The organism is Thalassotalea sp. ND16A, assembly GCF_000764205.1.
GTDB lineage: Bacteria > Pseudomonadota > Gammaproteobacteria > Enterobacterales > Alteromonadaceae > Thalassotalea_A.
Genome location: NZ_JQDZ01000068.1, coordinates 22,184 through 38,990, shown reverse-complemented (window position 1 = coordinate 38,990; position 16,807 = coordinate 22,184). Strand labels below are relative to the sequence as shown.

The window sequence follows — 16,807 nt, the reverse complement described above, 5'->3', positions numbered from 1 at the left end:
TATATACCAAGTTGACTAATTACAATTTCAGGCGAAAGTTAATTGCTTTTGGCCGGGTGAGACAAAAAAATCCATATTGCGATAAGCCACTGCCGATGCCACTGTCTTTATAGCCGGTCCAGGGCAATGCCGGATCTAAATAGTCACAGCGATTACGAAATACCGTGCCGGTTTGTGCCTGCGCGGCAAATGTTTCAGCCAACTCATCATCGTTAGTATAAATTGCTGAGGTTAATCCATAACGACTGTCATTGATAAGCGCCAGCGCCTCTTCGTCTGAGTCAACTTTCATCACCGGCATAATCGGGCCAAAATTTTCTTCGCGCATCACCCGCATCTGGTGGTTAACATCGGTCAACAACGTCGGCTGGAAAAATGTGCTGCCGCCAATAATTTGGGTTTTGCCACCAAGGATAATTTTTGCCCCTTTCAATTGCGCATCCATAATTTGTGTTTGCATTTCCACTGCCGCTTGCGGCCGAGACAGCGGCCCAATATCACAGTCATCCGCCATAGGATCAGCCATGTTATAACCGGCAATCAACTCTTCACTCTTGGCCAGAAATGCTGAGTAGATTTTTTCGTGCACATAAACCCGCTCAATGCCACAACAAGACTGGCCGGCATTGTACATAGCGCCATCGACAATACTTACCGCCGCTTTTACCGGGTCAGCATCTTTGGCAACATACGCCCCATCTTTACCACCTAACTCTAAATGGCATTGATTAAACTGTTTAGCGGTATGTTGGTACACGCTTTGCCCTGCCGCTACTGAACCGGTAAAAATAACATGGTCAATTGCCGCCTCTGAGATAATCTCGCTCAGAGCTTGATGATCGACAATGAGATGTTTAATCAGGTTTTCATAACCTGGGATGTGGCCGAAAGCCTGTTCAAAATGCAAACCAATAGAGAGGGTGATACTCGAGTGTTTGAGCAATACCGTATTCCCGCAAAGTAACGCGGTAAGCACGCCATTTACCGCGATCAGCAACGGGTAATTCCACGCAGCCAGAATAAGGACAGTGCCTAACGGCGAGTGTTCAATGCGGCGGGCGATACCGTCTTGTTCGGCGCTAATACCTGTAGATATAATATCTGCCGATAAAACCTGTTCGGCATTGTCCAATAAAAAATTAGCCCGTTCAAAAAAGCCATGCACTTCATTTTTTGCTTGCCTGAGCGGCTTGCCCATTTGGGCAGAGATCTCTTTGGCAATGAGTTCGCGATTGCTATCGAAATACCGGCAGGCTTGTCGCAAGACGACAACACGTTGTTTTACCGCAACATTGCGCCAGGCCTTAAAGCTGTGCTGCAATGTGGCAAGTTTAGTATTGATGTCAGCTTTATCATCGTGCCGATACGATTTGATTAACTCCCCGGTATAGGGATTCATTGTGTTTGCAACCGCCATTTATTATTTCAATCCTGTTTGGGGCTAAAAATGAATCTTTGGTTCAGTTTAATAACAGTCTGGGCAGCAGCTTGCTATTAACCAAAGTATTGCAGATTTTTATTTTTTCGCTCGAAAAATTTCAATGTTAACAAAATGATATAAACTAAGAGCTGGGCATCGCGGGGGGACAAAAAGAAACGGAATGCTCTCGCACCGGCTAAAGATCGCCACTATTTAACACTGTAATTACTTCCTGATAACCGGATTGATAATCATGAAAAGGATTTTGCCGCAGGGGTGACCGACGAGTGTAGGACAAAAATATTGGTATCCTATCTCGACATGCGGTCAAATATATCGGTATAACTAGGGGCAAGGTCTCCGATGGCAGCTTGCAGGAAATCGTTGCTGCGGCAAATTATCCATGTTTACTTGCAGCACTTTACGGGATGGGCGTGAGTACTCTATTTCCAGTAAAATTTTCAGATAGGATTCCGGCGAAAAAACTTGCTCTGTTGGTACCCCTCTTTAGCGAGTGATCCGGCGGATAGAGCGTGCTAAGCCATCGGCGTCCATCAATGCCGGTAATGCCGCCCAGCGATTACTCCGATCGTTGCCAAAGGTGACCAGGCCTGTGTGTTGTTCTTTGTCGGCGTCGATGATCGGATCCAGATCATAGGCGCCTAACTGGTAACGCAGTTCCTCCAAGTGCTCATACTTGCCGGTCAAAAACAGCCAGCCGTGGGGATTACCGAACATACTGGCATATTGATGCAATTTGGCCGGTGTGTCCCGCTCCGGCTCTAAAGACATCGACAAAAACAGAATTTCCTTGCCGACTCTTGGCCCTAATCGCTTGTGTACTTGCAGTAAGTTGGCCGTCGTTGGCAAACAAATACCCTCGCAGTGGGTATAAAAGAAATTCACGATGGTGATCCTATTTCTCACCAAATCAGTATAAAAATTGACATCCTGCCCCAACTGATTGCGCAGCGGATGATTGGCAAATCTGTCGGACTGTTTCGCTATTTTTTTTGTGCCGTTGGCAAGCCTAAGGAACTTGCGCCGTTCGTTATCTACAATTTTCATGGCTGTTATCCTCCCCGTGGGTTGCGTTTGCTGCGGCGATCATCACCTGATTCATTTTCCTGTTCTTTTTCGTCAGGACTGGGCGCTACCCCCCCACCGCCAGCCTCAAAATCACCGTGTGGATGACCCACCCCCTCATGTTCAATTGGGGATAAATCCAAGTCCTCGAACACATCGTCATCATCGGGTTCATGTTCTAATCCAGAAATCGATGAATCGACCGCTGTTTTGCCATCTAACGGGCTTAGATAACCCACGGGACGCGGATCGAAAACGCCCATCATGCGCATATCTTCGTGCTCTAAATTATGACAGTGGAACACGAACGGGCCGGTAAAGGTGGAAAAACGGATAAGAATTTCAAATTCATCGCCGCCGCGAAGCGCTAATAAATCGGAATTAAAGCGAACATCGGCTGGCGGTTTACGGCCATTCACCTTTTGCACCTGCGCAGCGGCTAAATGTACATGCATGGGGTGACTCCAGCCACCGCTTTTGTTTTTAAATATCCAGCGTTCGGTTTGTTCCAACGCTGGCACCGCATCGGCACGGCGCGGACTGAACCATTTGTCATTAATTTGCCAGGCGCCGTTACGACGTTCTAATTCGAATGTTCGGGTGATTTGGACATCGTCCGGGTTTAGCGGCACATGCGGTCGCAGCTTAGTGCCCTCGGCGATAACCAGGTTATCCTTGACATCCTCGTCCCCCTCTTCCTCAACCTCGAATTTCATCAACCGAACCTTCGCCTTGGGGTTAATTCTTTTCGGGCCACGGCCATCCTCCTGCTCCATGATATTTTCCAGAAACAATTCATTCGGCGCTTTGCTGAAATCAACGATGATATCGCGACGTGCGCCATTCGACAGGGTCAATTTGCGGTGGCGCTGAACTTCCGGCAACAGCCAGCTATCCGTTGCTACCAGTAAAAACGGTTGCCGGTCACTGAGGCGGATGGTGTACCAGCGGGCATTGGAGGCATTGAGTATGCGGAATCGATACTTGCGTCGTTGTACCTTGAGTACCGGTTGGACGAAGCCATTGACGGTAAAAAGATCACCCAGGCGGCCATTATGGTCGAGAAAATCATAATGCAAGGTGTAATCCGGATTCAGTCGCTGATCTGACAACGCCAACGGGATGTCAAACACGCCATAGTCTGTCTCCAGGTTGGGTAATACCTGACCGCCCTCCCGCTCGGGGTTCATCAGCTCTCGCTCGAGCTCATCGGTTACCAGATAATAACCCGCCAGCCCTCTTGATACATTAAAACCGGTGGCGTCCATGCCATGATCGTGATACCACAATGTGGAAGGAACTTCACTGAGATCGAAATTATCATAGCGGCTCAAGTCACCGTCGTGGCGCGGGACGCAATTGGGATAGAAATAATCCCGGGTTTGATTTTCCAACACATAAAAATCGGGAAAACCGTCCGAGTGGGCCGGGTTATGACCACCATGGAGATGGACTGAGGCTTCTACGTTTATCCTGCTGGTAACGCGCACCACTATCGGCTGTTTGAAGCGGGCGATGATGGTAGAGTTGGGAGCTGGTACCGGCATTGGTAGCTCTTCCCCGTCAAGAACACCATCGCTTAGGCCAAAGTAGCCAACCTTTGGCACTTTTGGAAAACCGTCACCAAACATTGGCACCATGAACTCTCTCATGGTGAGCTGGTAGGTGATCAAGTTTTGTTTATATGGCTCAGGTACGTCTTCACGGCTCAGATTAAACCGCTTATCAAAGAATTCCTGGGCTATGCCGTTAGAGACTGCCTCAGAGCCGACCTGGGCACCAATGCCATCCTCGGGCAAAAGTTCCCCTGTTCCTGGTGGCGGATCAAGAGGGACTGGTATCAATCGAAGCGGGGCTTGCAAGTTTTGGGTAAATGGTTGCCACCCTTCCGGTATCGGCGATGGCGGCGGCTCTGCCTCTTTAGCATGGGCTTTGCCACCTAGCAGTGACAGTTTTCCGCTGTAAAGCGAAATGGAACTCAAGGAAACTACACCACCGACTACGGTCCCTTGCTTAAGAAAATCTCTCCGGTTTGGCATCATCAATTCCTTTTTATTCAGACAAAAATAAATAGAACTGTTCAATAATTGAACAGTATAGTCGATATTGCCAATTTTAAGCACATTAGTTTAACGCCTAGTTATTATTTGTTTTTAGCTAATTAGGAATTCTTTATCCTGATTAAATAAGACAAAGGCAGTTGCTAATGTCGCATGGCCACAAAAGTCTATTTCTTTAATGGCTGAAAACCAACGGATGTTATAACTGGCATCCGCGTATTTCACAGCAAATGCCGTTTCTGACAAGTTGTTTTCGGTTGCGATTAATTGCTTAGCGAAGCACGCCGTCGTTCAGTTCCACCACTCGTCGACTACGCTTGGCGAACCGGGCATCATGAGTCACCATGCATATCGTTCTCCCTTCATCATTGAGCTCATCAAATAAATCCATAATGGCGCCACCATTGGCCGAATCCAGATTACCGGTTGGTTCGTCGGCCAGCAAGATAGAAGGATCTACGACGAGACTTCTTGCCACGGCAACCCGTTGCTGCTGTCCGCCAGACAATTGCGCCGGGTAGAACTTGGCTCTGTCGGCCATATGAACTTTTTCCAATGAATGCATCGCAATCTCCAGCCGCTCTTGTTTTTTCATCTTCCGATAAGACAGAGGCAAAGCGACATTTTCCAGTACCGTTAAATCACCAATGAGATTAAACGCCTGAAACACGAAACCAATTTCTTTATTGCGAATTTCGGCGCGTTGATAAACGTCTAAATCGTGCACTTGATGACCGTTTAATAAATATTGACCACTTGTGGCGGTATCAAGTAAGCCCAAAATAGACATTAAGGTTGATTTTCCGCAGCCGGAAGGCCCGGCAATACTTAAATAGTCACCGGCGTTAATGGTCAAATTAACATCCTTGATAGCACTGATGATCCCGGCTTCGGTAGTAAAACTTTTAGTCAGTGACTCTAATTGGATAAGTGGTTCATCGCTCATTATTGTGTTTCCTTTTTTACATCTTTTTTATCTAAGGGAATAACTTTTCTGGTTAAATTAATTGTCATTGCTCTCGTAAAGCTTGGTTAGGCTCAATCGCAGTTGCCTGCCTGATCGGTAGCAGAATTGCGATTGCCGCAACAAACATCACAACGCCAGCCGTGGCAACATACATAGTCAGATTTAAGGGTTCGGTTTGATAAAGTACACTACCCAGTAAGGGTGAAATAAACGCCATGATAAATGCCCCCAGAGCGACGCCTGCGCCACATAAAGATAAACCCTGAATGGCGAATAAGGTACGGATTCGTTTGGGATTAGCACCCAATGCTACGCGAATGCCAATTTCTTTTCTGCGCTGACTGACATTGTAAGCCACGACGCCCATCACGCCACTGAGGGTAATTAAAAAGGCGAGTAAGGCAAACAGCGATACCAGCAAACCGACCAATGTAGAGGAAGCCAGCGAATTGTCTTTGATGTAGTCAAAACTGGCGACGTTCGCTACCGGTTGCTGGGGATCCACCTCATGGATAATATCAGCTAGCAGCGGGGTAATTGACGATAGCGATGCGTTAGAATTGATCAGTAATTGTAGATCATAATGCCAGCTTGCCACCCAAGGCACGTAAAATGTCGGGACTGGTGCAATGTTAACGCCGACTTCACGAATATCACCGACCACACCGCGTACGGTTAACCAGGTTTTGCCTTCATCCAAAGACAATCGCTGTCCAACTGGGTCTTCATTAACAAAATATTCGTCGACAAATGCCTGATTGATTAAGGTAGCGCCGGGGCTGTTTTTATCATCTGACTCGTTAAGGTAACGTCCCTGTAATAACGGAATGCTCAGCAGCTGATGAAAATTTGCCGACACTTCATTTTTCAAGGCATCAAAGCGTTCATCACGAGCAATCGGTGGACGCCCCTCTATTTGAAAGAATCGGCGTTTATCCCGGCCTTTAATCAATGGCACTTCAGAAGCAAAACCGACGCTAGATATTTCAGCAATGGCCTCGAGTTTATGTACCGTATCAAGCACAAATGACACCCGATCGTCAGCGCTCGAAGACAGGTCCACCGCGATAACATTGGTGGTTTCAAAGCCGGTAGCTTGATGACTCAAGCGATACAAGCTTAAACTCACTAGCGAGGCGCTGGTTAAAATAATAAATGCCAAACTAAATTGGCTAACCAACAGAATTTGACGCAACCTGGTACTACTGCCACTGGCGGTAATATTGCCGCTGCCTTCTTTTAAGGCTTCGTTAATATTACGCTGTTGAAATGCGGCGGTGGCGCCACTGAGAATACCGGTAAGCAATGAAACCATTAAACAGAATGTGAGTACACTGCCATTAATTTTCACTTCGCTGGCAAGGGGGGTATAAAGCGCGGCAAAATCAGAGAGTAAGTCAACACTCAAAAATGCAAGCGCCAATCCCAACAGCCCACCCAACAAGGATAATATAATACTCTCGGTTAGTACCTGCCGGGCAATACGTCTTGGGTTTGCCCCCAACGCTTCTCTGATTGCCAACTCTTGCTTACGACTGGCCGTACGTGCCAGGTTAAGATTAGCGACATTGGCACAGGCAATGAGTAAGACCAGCACCGTGATCCCCATGAGCAGATAAAAGGTAGGGCCGGCGTCTCCTGCCATATCAATGCGCATTGGCGTCAGGGTATTGCTCAACCCCTGACTCTGCGGATAGTCGTCAGGGTATGAAGATAGCAAATGGTTGGCGATAGTATTAAACTCAAGACTGGCATTTTGTAAACTCACGCCGGATTTTAATTTTCCATACATCATAGAAATCGGCCGGTCACGCTGACCGATAAACATATCGCTGCCCCGGCCGCCACAAGAAGAAGACCCCATCCAAATATCATTTTTAAATGGGTACGCCGGCAAAGGCGGTAATACCCCGATAACTTCAATGGCGGCGTCATTCATTTCCAGCATAGTACCGACCACATCGGGATTGCTGCCAAACTTTTCCCGCCAGTAATGATGAGACAAAACAATCAAAGGTTTGGCGCCCGGCAGATCTTCACCCGGTAAAAAGGTGCGCCCCAAAATCGGGCGAATACCCAGCATCTCAAAAAAGTTCCAGCTGACAACCCCTCCTTCTACATTGGCGGCATCACCATATCCCAGGAGCGTAAATGGCATTTGATGATATTCCACCAAATGCGAGAGACTGTCGTTTTTGTCAATATAATCCAATGCGGTCGGCACAGAAACCGGTACATCAAAACGGTTTATTTCAGGATTATTGGTTTTTAACTTAATCAGCTGCTCTCCCTCGGCAAAAGGCAGAGGAGCCAATAACACGTTATGAACCAGGCTGAATATTGCCGCATTGGCACCAATCCCTAACGCCAGAGTTATCACAATTAGGGCACAAACCGCGGGCGTTTTCAGGAAACTCCGATAGGCAAATTGTATGTCTTCCACTAGTGTTTGCATTGCAGCATTATCCTTATCTGGGGTATTTCTATCAAAATTCTTTTGTTAATTTTCATCGGGTTTGCGCTTAAAGTCATCGGCTATACCAATTTGACTAAATATGTGATCTACTTTTTCATGAGGTAAAACGGATAAATACAATGCATAAAATTTAGTCAGTAGTTATTCTCGGCTTTGGCATCCTGCGTCGCTCTACCTGCAGCATCCATGCTTTCGTACTTATCAATTTTATAAAGCCGTAGTTATTCGTTTTAACCATTAAAAATGAGCAGATATTTAATCAACTTGGTATTAATACAAGGATATTTTTGTTAACTCGTCGTACTTATTGGTTGAGGATACAATAACACGATCGCCAATATTTAAGTGCTCCAATACTTCGATAACATCTACCGAGCTGCGACCAAATCTAACTTGTTTACGCTCTGCCACTGTTTTCGTTTTATTCAGTACAAATAGGCTGCCGGAAGAATACTCCTGAGTGAAGACCGGGCGTTTTATCTTTAACACATTTTTCAAGTGTTCCAATTCAATCACACCATCAATACGCAAATCTGGACGGGCACCAATTAACGCGTCATCGGTAAAGTAAACATCTACCATCACCACGCCTTGTTTTACCGACGGATTAATGCGTTTGACCACGCCATGGGCTTTTTTGCCGCCTGCGGATATCACCACACTCTGGCCTTTAATGACGTCTTTGACCTGACTCTCCTGAACGCGTAATTCCGCTTTTAAGTTATCTTGTTCTGCTATTTGTGCCAGCACAGTGCCCACTTTAAAGGGCTCGCCAACTTGCAAGGTTACTTCCTGTAATATGCCTTTGGTGGTGGCTTTCACATAAAGATCACTCGCCAGTTTTTGCTGTAATAATAACTGACGGGTCGCCTTGTTAGTTTTGGCTTGCGCCGCGACTAATTCTGCCTGACTAAGCTGCGGTAGACTTTCTAACAATTCTATTTCTAATTGATGTTGAAATTTAAGTTGTTGTTCCCGCAATATGGATTCATTGTAATCAATGCTTGATACCGCGCCTGTGGCTAATAGTCGCTGATTCGCTTCTCTGCGCAGCTTGGTAATCTCAAAGCGCGCACTAAAATCCGCAACGACAATACGTTGTTTGAGCAATGCTTGCTGCCAGCGTTGTTGCAGTGAATGATATGCCGATTGCAACACTTCAACTTCCAGTTTTGCTTCATCAACAGCTTGGCTTAATTCTGGGTTTTCAAGTTCCATTATAACCGTGCCTACATCAACAGCATCACTGGCTTCAAGTAATATGTTTTTGACTCGGCCATTGGACGTTGCCGCCAAAAAATTCAGTGCTATCGGGACTAAGGTCCCTGGCGCACGGACTTCCCGGATCAAATCACCTTTTTCAACAGTCGCGATGATCATCTCATCACGGGATACTTCAACATTTCTGCTCAATGCATTTATACGACCCCAAACGAAGACGAGTAAGGCAATGCTAACGGTAGCAAAAGCCACCTTGTTAAATGTTGAAAATCGTTTCATTTTCTTTTCTGGTATGTGCATAACAACTCATTATCATTCAATTTAATTTACATCGGTTTGGGCTGGTAAGTCTTTCAATGCTCGGAGAAAAAGTGCCCGCTTGGCTGATACTACTGCGATTAGATATTGGGTAGCCAAAAGATATGTGCGGCCGAATATATGCCAATGCCCATGGCCGCAGTCAGCATGAAAATTACACTTGCCAGAGTGTATTGTGCTGCCGGCACGCCGTTAGCTTTGATGCGAAAATAAATTTCGAGCATCAGCAAAGGGAACAAATACCCGGCAAAATTCAGGATCAAATCGAATGGTCCGGTCAAATTGCCGTTGGTCCCGGGCGAGGTGCCATCATTGATGAATATCCAGAAGCCGCGGATCACCCGGAAAAACCATACGCCAGCCACCACAATGAATAAGCGCAATGCCCAGCGACGATGACGGTTAAATTGACGGACCATGGCAAAACGCACTGCCATTATTGCGCACAGGATAATGAGCACACCATCGAGGGAAGTTCCTATTTGGCCAATAACACCACCGATCACCGCTTCACGGCTCCATATCGAATAAATGGCAGCAACACTGATCACTAACGCGGTAATAATATAGGCGCGGCCATTCCAGCGATGAAAAACAGGAAACTTTGCACGAAGTTGAGGAATAAGTTGTAGCGGTCCACAGAACGAGATCACACAGGCCAATACAATATGCACGATCACCATAGCATTGCCAAACCAATCACCGTCAATGAAGCCATGGATCATTCGATTTGACCAAGCCGCCCAGTCACCTTGCACCGCATGTCCTCCGTAAAAAACCAGGATGTAATAGGCAAAAAGCCACTGACCCATAATAGCGGTGGTTAACCAGGTTACGGCACTTACATTTAACATCTTGCTGGCAATTTCAATCTCAGCTTTATCTTCTATCTCATAGACACTTGTATTGTTCATACTAACTCCTGACTTATCATTTTGTTCGACGAAATTGCGCTTATGATTTTTATAATGATTAATTTTTAAAGCAATGCAATTACGTACAATTCAGGGAGTAATTTAGACGTTTAAAACGTGTTATCAAAGGCCCAATGTGTGTCAATTATTCAATAATGTTGTTGGCATAGGACAGCATTTGTACGAGAAAACGGCATAAAACAGGCCAAAAATGCCAATTATGTGTCAATTTAGTTGTTTTTTTGCACTATATGTACAGAAAAGCTGGTCAATGCAAGATTTAATCAATGGCGGAATTTTTACGTTGTTTTCGACAATGAAATTTGCGAGTGGCATGTGCACAGGTTGAGTAAACTAATTTAATCCTAGTTTAATTCTAGTTTAATCGACTCAATGTAAGCTGAAATGTCGGCGGCAATTTCGGGGTCAGGATTTGATGAGGATGCCAAAATATTACTGGCAATTTGAAAGTGTTTTTGCGCTGCCAGATAATTTAAACGGCGCAATTCACTTTTTCCCAATTCAATATTAATGCTGATTTTATCCTTGATTCTGCGTTGGTCTAACTGCTCAGAAAGAAAAATGATGTAATCTTGGTTAGCTGCAAGTTCTTCTGTGGATTTGGCTAAATCCATATTTTCATTTTTTGCTTTTAATTGCGCCAAAGCATTGTGTAACAACTTACTATAATGACAAGGATCGGCCTTATCCTCTCGATTAAAATCACCTAATGATGATGAATAACCCTGCCAGCAGTTGTTCATATCCGATGCTGATTTTTCGGTTGTGAGCGAGAATTCACCATACTCTTGGCTATTTATATTTATGAATAATATTGCGCCGGCAATAGACAGTAATGTTGCGGCGACTAAAAGCGGACGTTTGCTATTTTTCGGCGTCGAGTAGTCTTGTATGGCAAATTTTCTTTGCGCAACTTTTTCAAGCCTTAATAGCGACTGCTGCGCCAGGTCATTTTGATTTTTTGTCTGCTGCAATGATAATTCAAAACAGTGTTGACGAAACTCTTCATCACTTAAATTAAGACATTGAGCAGACAAGCTAAAAAGCGCTAAAATTTTTGTGACATGTCTGTCGGGTACTACCGGGTATCTCGGGTTACCCAACCGATCTCTGGTCGCAAACCAGCGAGTAAGCGAAGTGGGATCTAAGCCTAAATGGGCAGCAAGTTGCTTGCGTGTCTTAATCTCTGGATTCAGACCACTACGCAAAAGGCTATTAAGTTTGGTTCTATCTATTTTCACAAAAACTGCCGTGGATATACGCTTCACTATGGTGAGTGTGCATTAGTTCCTTATTATTGAAAAGTATATAGTTTATTCATGCCAGGCGAAAGTGCATTTGAACAGATTAACAGCACGTACCGTAGATGAAAATGTATCCATATATTTCCCCAGCAGTCTCACAAGCGCGTAAAGATTGGTTCCAGACAAGTCTTTCGAACTCTTAGAAATCTCATATCTCTTTTTTCACCCATAAAAAAACCTCGAAATTCATCGAGGTTCTATTTTATCGCGGTTTTTGACATGGATGTCATATAATCCGACATTGCACGGATGCAAATAATGGCGGTGACGGAGAGATGTAGCAAATACATCCGTATATTTGCCCCTGCGGGCGCACAAGTGCGTGAAGATTTGTTCCTGACAAATCTTTTGAACTCTCAGAGTTCTCACCTTTCCTTACCGCATAAAAAAACCTCGAAATTCATCGAGGTTCTATTTTATGGCGGTGACGGAGAGATTCGAACTCTCGAAAGGTTTCCCTTTACACACTTTCCAGGCGTGCTCCTTCAGCCACTCGGACACGTCACCTAAATTCTGATTGTAGATTCCGGCTTTCGCCGGAATGACGAACTACAGCGTTATGGTTAACGCGAGGTAATTCGAGCGCGTATGTTAGGAAATAATTCTCCCATACGCAAGCACAAATAGTTGTTTGCTATACCATTTGCACGTTTTATCATCAATATGATGTTTATTCGTATAAATTGGGGATTATTTTTTCAAGCTTGCTGAGAAATCCAGCATGCGATTGAGTGATTTTAAGGCTCCTTCACGAATGTCCATATCGACGAATATTTCACGACCGCTTGGGTCGATTAATGAATCGTGAATGGCTTTCAAGCCGTTCATTGCCATCCACGGGCAATGGGCACAGCTTCTGCACGTTGCACCTTCACCTGCGGTTGGTGCTTCCCAGAATTCTTTCTCCGGGCAAAGTTGCTGCATTTTGTAGAAAATACCACGGTCGGTTGCCACAATAAATTTTTGATTAGGCAGCTCTTGTGCCGCTTTTATCAACTGGCTGGTTGAGCCCACTACATCGGCTAAATCGACCACTGCAGGTGGTGATTCAGGGTGAACAAGAATAGCCGCATCAGGGTGCAATGCTTTCATGTCGCTTAACGCTTTGGTTTTAAACTCGTCATGGACAATACAAGCACCATCCCACATGATCATGTCGGCATCGGTTTGCTTTTTAATGTAAGCACCCAGGTGTTTGTCTGGACCCCAAAGAATGGTTTCACCCTGCTCGTCTAAATGATCAACAATTTCTAAGGCGCAGCTTGAGGTGACAATCCAATCGGCGCGTGCTTTCACTTCCGTCGATGTGTTGGCATACACCACAACAGTACGTTCTGGGTGTTGGTCACAAAATTTATTGAATTCTTCTATCGGACAACCTAAGTCTAGTGAACAGGTGGCTTCAAGAGTTGGCATCACTACGGTTTTGTCAGGGGTTAACACTTTCGCGGTTTCGCCCATAAACTTAACGCCAGCAACCACCAAAGTTTGTGCAGAATGCTGATTACCAAAGCGCGCCATTTCCAGAGAGTCGGCGACACAGCCACCGGTTTCTTCGGCAAGCGCCTGTATTTCAGGGTCGGTATAATAGTGGGCAACGAGTACCGCATTCTTTTCAATGAGAAGCTGTTTGATTTTTGCTTTAAACTCGGCTTTTTCGGCATCGCTAAGCGGTGCGGGTTTCGCAGGGAAAGTATAATCAAAATCGACGGCTAAGGTTGTTTCTAACATCTATCTAGAACTCTAGTTTGGTTAATCAATCATTAAGAGCGCCATTATAAAAGATCGTGGCTTAAATGTGTAGTTTGTCTTGACAGCAAGCAACATAAAAATAATGTTCACTCTTTGATAGCGAAAATGAGCTTTTCAATGCACTTTTTAGCTGCCGTTGCAAGAAATATTTCTTTAAATTTGATTTTATCAAATATTAGACTAAGTTAAATACTGAATATCGATATAAAACATAACGATATACAAACAGGGAAAATATTATGTCTAATATAAATACATTAGCAAGGTCGGTTCGACTTGCTCTGATGGTTTCTGTTGTACCATTTTTTTCAATACACACCGCGGTTCACTCCGCAGAAGAGCAACCTGCCGCCGACGAAGATCAAGAGATTGAGCGCATTGCCGTAACCGGTAGCCGTATCCGTCGACCTGGGGCCACCTCTACCAGTCCAGTCTTATCCATGGATGCTGAAGATATAGCTTACTTGCAAGAACCCGAGGTTGAGAAGATATTGCGCTATTTGCCAAGTACCGCACCTGGCGATGGTTCAAATGTCAATAACGGCTCTGCCGGTGCTGCTACCGTTGATTTACGCGGCCTGGGGCCAGAAAGGACTTTAGTATTAATGAATGGCCGCCGCATGGTGCCATTTAACTTTGATGGTGAGGTAGATACCGCAATCGTACCTACTGCGCTAATTGATCGCATCGATGTGGTCACCGGTGGTGCTTCTGCCGTATATGGCTCTGACGCCATAGCAGGCGCAGTGAACTTTATTATGAAGGAAGATTTTCAGGGAGTGGCGCTGGAATATACCCACTCGCAAACTGGAGACAGCGATGGCGACAAAGATAATCTGTCGTTAACCTTAGGTTCAAGCCTGGATGATGATCGCGGCAATGTGGCGGTGTCGTTAAGCTGGATGGAAAGAAAACCGGTATTTTTGGGAGACCGACCGCTGGGCTTGCTTGGCATAGAGACGGCAAGCGGGGCGGGTTATGAACAATTTTTAGCGGGTGAACCCCCCTTAGAACCGGCCGACGAAAATTGTCGTGGCCCTAATGTTGTCCAAGCCGGTGGCTCAACCACATCTATGCCGACCCGTTTTGCCATTGTGGGTGGCGGTGCTGCCGCTGCCGGACAATTTCGTAATGACAGAACCTTAGGCACTGAGTGTAGTCAGTTTAATTTTAACCCGTTCAATTATTACCAAACTCCGCAAGAGCGCTATAGTGCTACCGCGCTTGCCCATTATTATATTAATGACGAGACCAAGGTATACACTTCAGCAACATTTACCAATGTCACCGTAGATCAACAGGTTGCGCCTTCAGGAACATTTGGAGAAGCATTTGATCTGCCATTGGCCAATCCGTTTATTGGCGATCAGGCACGGCAGTTTATGATTGACGCCGGTAACACGGCCTTAGCTGGTGGGCTGCTAGACGAAACGAACTGGCAAGACATCAATGGCAATGGTACCGTCGATGTGGATGATTATCTGAATGTTCAATTGCGCCGACGCACGCTAGAGTTGGGGGCTCGAACCGAGCGCTTCGACAATGATCAGTTCCAGTTGTTAGTTGGCGTTGAAGGGGTATTATACGAAGATTGGGAATATGATGTTTCATACATGTATGGTGAAGCGAATCGGGTAACCGTTCGCGACGGCTATACCAATTTAACCAATATTCAAAATGCCCTCGACAGTACCGATGGAGAAACCTGTGCCAATGGCGACTCGACCTGTGTGCCAATCGATCTGTTTGGCGGTTTTGGCACCATCACCCCTGAAATGGCCGGCTATGCCAGGGCTATCGCACTACAAACACAAAATTATGATCAAGAGGTCATGCAGGTGATTATTAATGGCCCGGTTGATTTTATTGAAACCCCATGGGCAGGCGAACCACTGTCATTGAGTATTGGTTATGAGCATCGCAAGGAAACGGGATCGTTAACCCCGGATGAATGTCTGAAGTTAGCGCCTGCAAGTTGTCAAGGCGGCGCCGGCGGTAACCTGTTGCCGATCAGCGGCGGCTATAAAGCCGATGAGTTCTTTTTCGAAGGGATCATGCCAATATTTAACGGTCAATTTATGGCCGAATCTCTTGACGTCGAGTTTGGTTATCGGGCAGCCGATTATGATTCCGTCGGCTCGGTAGATACCTGGAAGTTCGGCGTAACCTGGCGCCCAATTGAAGATATCCTGATTCGGGTAATGCAACAATCTGCAACCCGTGCGCCAAACGTCGGCGAGATAGCATCGCCGGTGGTAACCGGCCTGGATAATGCAGGAACGGATCCCTGCTCGGTTGCCAATGCCGCAAATATCGATCAAGAGTTACGCGACCTTTGTATTTCCACCGGTATGACGGATGCACAAGTAGGCCAAGTGCAAAATTTCATTTCAGGACAGGCTAATACTATTTCAGGTAGTGATCCTGATAACCTGCCAGGCGCAGAAGAAGCCGATACCTTTACTGCTGGCGTAGTCTGGACCTCAGATTGGCTTAATGATTGGGTTATCTCGGTCGATTACTATGATATCGATATTGAAGATGTGATTGGCGAATTCACCGTACAGCAAGTACTTGACGCTTGTTACGAGGGTGCTGTTGCCAGTGAGTGTGCAAAAATCAACCGCGTAGGTGGCGACTTGACCGTTTCTGGCTCTGGTATCGATCAGTTTACCACGAATTTAAATTATCAACGGGTGGAAGGCATTGAAGTTGCCGTCAATTTTGGCTTTGACTTAAACGATTGGGGCGAGCTGCAATTTTCCGCTGTCGTCAACAAGTACCTGACTCAGGAATCGAAAGCCTCAGATTTAGCTCCGGTCATTGATTGTTTGGGCACCTTTGGTACCCAATGTGATCCGGCGCCGGAATTAAACTGGACCCAGCGCACCAGCTGGATTTGGAATGATTTGACGGTATCGGCGTTATGGCGTCATCTTGACAGTGTCGATATCGACGACACCGTATATGATGACACATTCCCTGCCTTTAGAACCATGGACAGTGTCGATTATGTCGACCTGGTTGCCAGCTATCACTACGGTGATCACCTGAAATTTACGGTAGGCGTGGACAACGTATTTGAAGAAGATCCACCAGTGGTTGGTGGCGAGGCCGGTGATACCACTTTTAACAATGGTAATACCTTCCCGAGCACCTATGATGTATTAGGCCGGATCTACAAATTCGGGGTCAAAGTAGAGTTTTAATAAAACTTAGTAAAATGGAATAAATCAGGGGCTTAACGCCCCTGATTTATTTTAAGCTG

General features: G+C 45.8%; 10 protein-coding genes, 1 tRNA gene and 1 pseudogene. 1 reads left to right on the top strand and 11 read right to left on the bottom strand.

All coding sequences use genetic code 11. The features are described from left to right. Positions 1-19 precede the first annotated feature (19 nt). The 11 genes and pseudogenes from ND16A_RS08415 to nadA all read right to left on the bottom strand — a co-directional run bounded on the left by ND16A_RS08415 (position 20) and on the right by nadA (position 13,518). Complete coding sequence (locus ND16A_RS08415) at positions 20-1,417, bottom strand: aldehyde dehydrogenase family protein (RefSeq protein WP_033077792.1); 1,398 nt, start codon at positions 1,415-1,417, stop codon at positions 20-22. 510 nt (positions 1,418-1,927) lie between these two features. Then, positions 1,928-2,488 (bottom strand): SCO family protein, encoded by a 561-nt coding sequence (locus ND16A_RS0119295; protein ID WP_052073107.1) that lies wholly within the window; start codon positions 2,486-2,488, stop codon positions 1,928-1,930. A 5-nt stretch (positions 2,489-2,493) separates the two neighbouring features. Continuing rightward, positions 2,494-4,629 carry a multicopper oxidase family protein gene (locus ND16A_RS08420; RefSeq protein WP_033077791.1) on the bottom strand — a complete coding sequence of 712 codons (2,136 nt, stop codon included), beginning with the start codon at positions 4,627-4,629 and terminating at the stop codon, positions 2,494-2,496. Positions 4,630-4,683: 54 nt separating this feature from the next. Continuing rightward, positions 4,684-4,836, bottom strand: a pseudogene (locus ND16A_RS20635) (PhzF family phenazine biosynthesis protein); the annotation flags it as partial. A 1-nt stretch (position 4,837) separates the two neighbouring features. Then, positions 4,838-5,512 carry an ABC transporter ATP-binding protein gene (locus tag ND16A_RS08425; RefSeq protein WP_033077790.1) on the bottom strand — a complete coding sequence of 225 codons (675 nt, stop codon included), beginning with the start codon at positions 5,510-5,512 and terminating at the stop codon, positions 4,838-4,840. 64 nt (positions 5,513-5,576) lie between these two features. Continuing rightward, positions 5,577-7,988: an ABC transporter permease gene (locus ND16A_RS08430; protein ID WP_033077789.1), complete on the bottom strand. Its 2,412-nt coding sequence runs from the start codon at positions 7,986-7,988 to the stop codon at positions 5,577-5,579. A gap of 291 nt (positions 7,989-8,279) precedes the next feature. Continuing rightward, positions 8,280-9,509, bottom strand: a complete 1,230-nt coding sequence (locus ND16A_RS08435; protein WP_033077788.1) for an efflux RND transporter periplasmic adaptor subunit — start codon at positions 9,507-9,509, stop codon at positions 8,280-8,282. 119 nt (positions 9,510-9,628) lie between these two features. Continuing rightward, a complete protein-coding gene (locus ND16A_RS08440) occupies positions 9,629-10,462 on the bottom strand; it encodes a DUF2306 domain-containing protein (protein ID WP_052073106.1) in 834 nt (277 codons plus the stop codon). 365 nt (positions 10,463-10,827) lie between these two features. Continuing rightward, positions 10,828-11,724, bottom strand: a complete 897-nt coding sequence (locus tag ND16A_RS08445; protein ID WP_033077787.1) for a hypothetical protein — start codon at positions 11,722-11,724, stop codon at positions 10,828-10,830. Positions 11,725-12,206: 482 nt separating this feature from the next. Further along, positions 12,207-12,294, bottom strand: a tRNA-Ser gene (locus ND16A_RS0119290). A gap of 183 nt (positions 12,295-12,477) precedes the next feature. Next, complete coding sequence (nadA, locus tag ND16A_RS08450; RefSeq protein WP_033077786.1) at positions 12,478-13,518, bottom strand: quinolinate synthase NadA; 1,041 nt, start codon at positions 13,516-13,518, stop codon at positions 12,478-12,480. Between the two features lie 260 nt (positions 13,519-13,778). On the opposite strand from nadA, the gene ND16A_RS08455 reads away from it, so the two are divergent. Continuing rightward, entirely contained in the window at positions 13,779-16,748 is a 2,970-nt protein-coding gene (locus ND16A_RS08455) for a TonB-dependent receptor domain-containing protein (protein WP_033077785.1), read from the top strand. Positions 16,749-16,807 lie beyond the last annotated feature (59 nt).

Excerpts from the sequence above, each read along its gene's own strand:
- ND16A_RS08415 (WP_033077792.1), bottom strand. The coding sequence starts at position 1,417 with ATGGCGGTTGCAAACACAATGAATCCCTATACCGGGGAGTTAATCAAA.
- ND16A_RS0119295 (WP_052073107.1), bottom strand. The coding sequence starts at position 2,488 with ATGAAAATTGTAGATAACGAACGGCGCAAGTTCCTTAGGCTTGCCAAC.
- ND16A_RS08425 (WP_033077790.1), bottom strand. The coding sequence starts at position 5,512 with ATGAGCGATGAACCACTTATCCAATTAGAGTCACTGACTAAAAGTTTT.
- ND16A_RS08430 (WP_033077789.1), bottom strand. The coding sequence starts at position 7,988 with ATGCAAACACTAGTGGAAGACATACAATTTGCCTATCGGAGTTTCCTG.
- ND16A_RS08435 (WP_033077788.1), bottom strand. The coding sequence starts at position 9,509 with ATGAAACGATTTTCAACATTTAACAAGGTGGCTTTTGCTACCGTTAGC.
- ND16A_RS08440 (WP_052073106.1), bottom strand. The coding sequence starts at position 10,462 with ATGAACAATACAAGTGTCTATGAGATAGAAGATAAAGCTGAGATTGAA.
- nadA (WP_033077786.1), bottom strand. The coding sequence starts at position 13,518 with ATGTTAGAAACAACCTTAGCCGTCGATTTTGATTATACTTTCCCTGCG.
- ND16A_RS08455 (WP_033077785.1), top strand. The coding sequence starts at position 13,779 with ATGTCTAATATAAATACATTAGCAAGGTCGGTTCGACTTGCTCTGATG.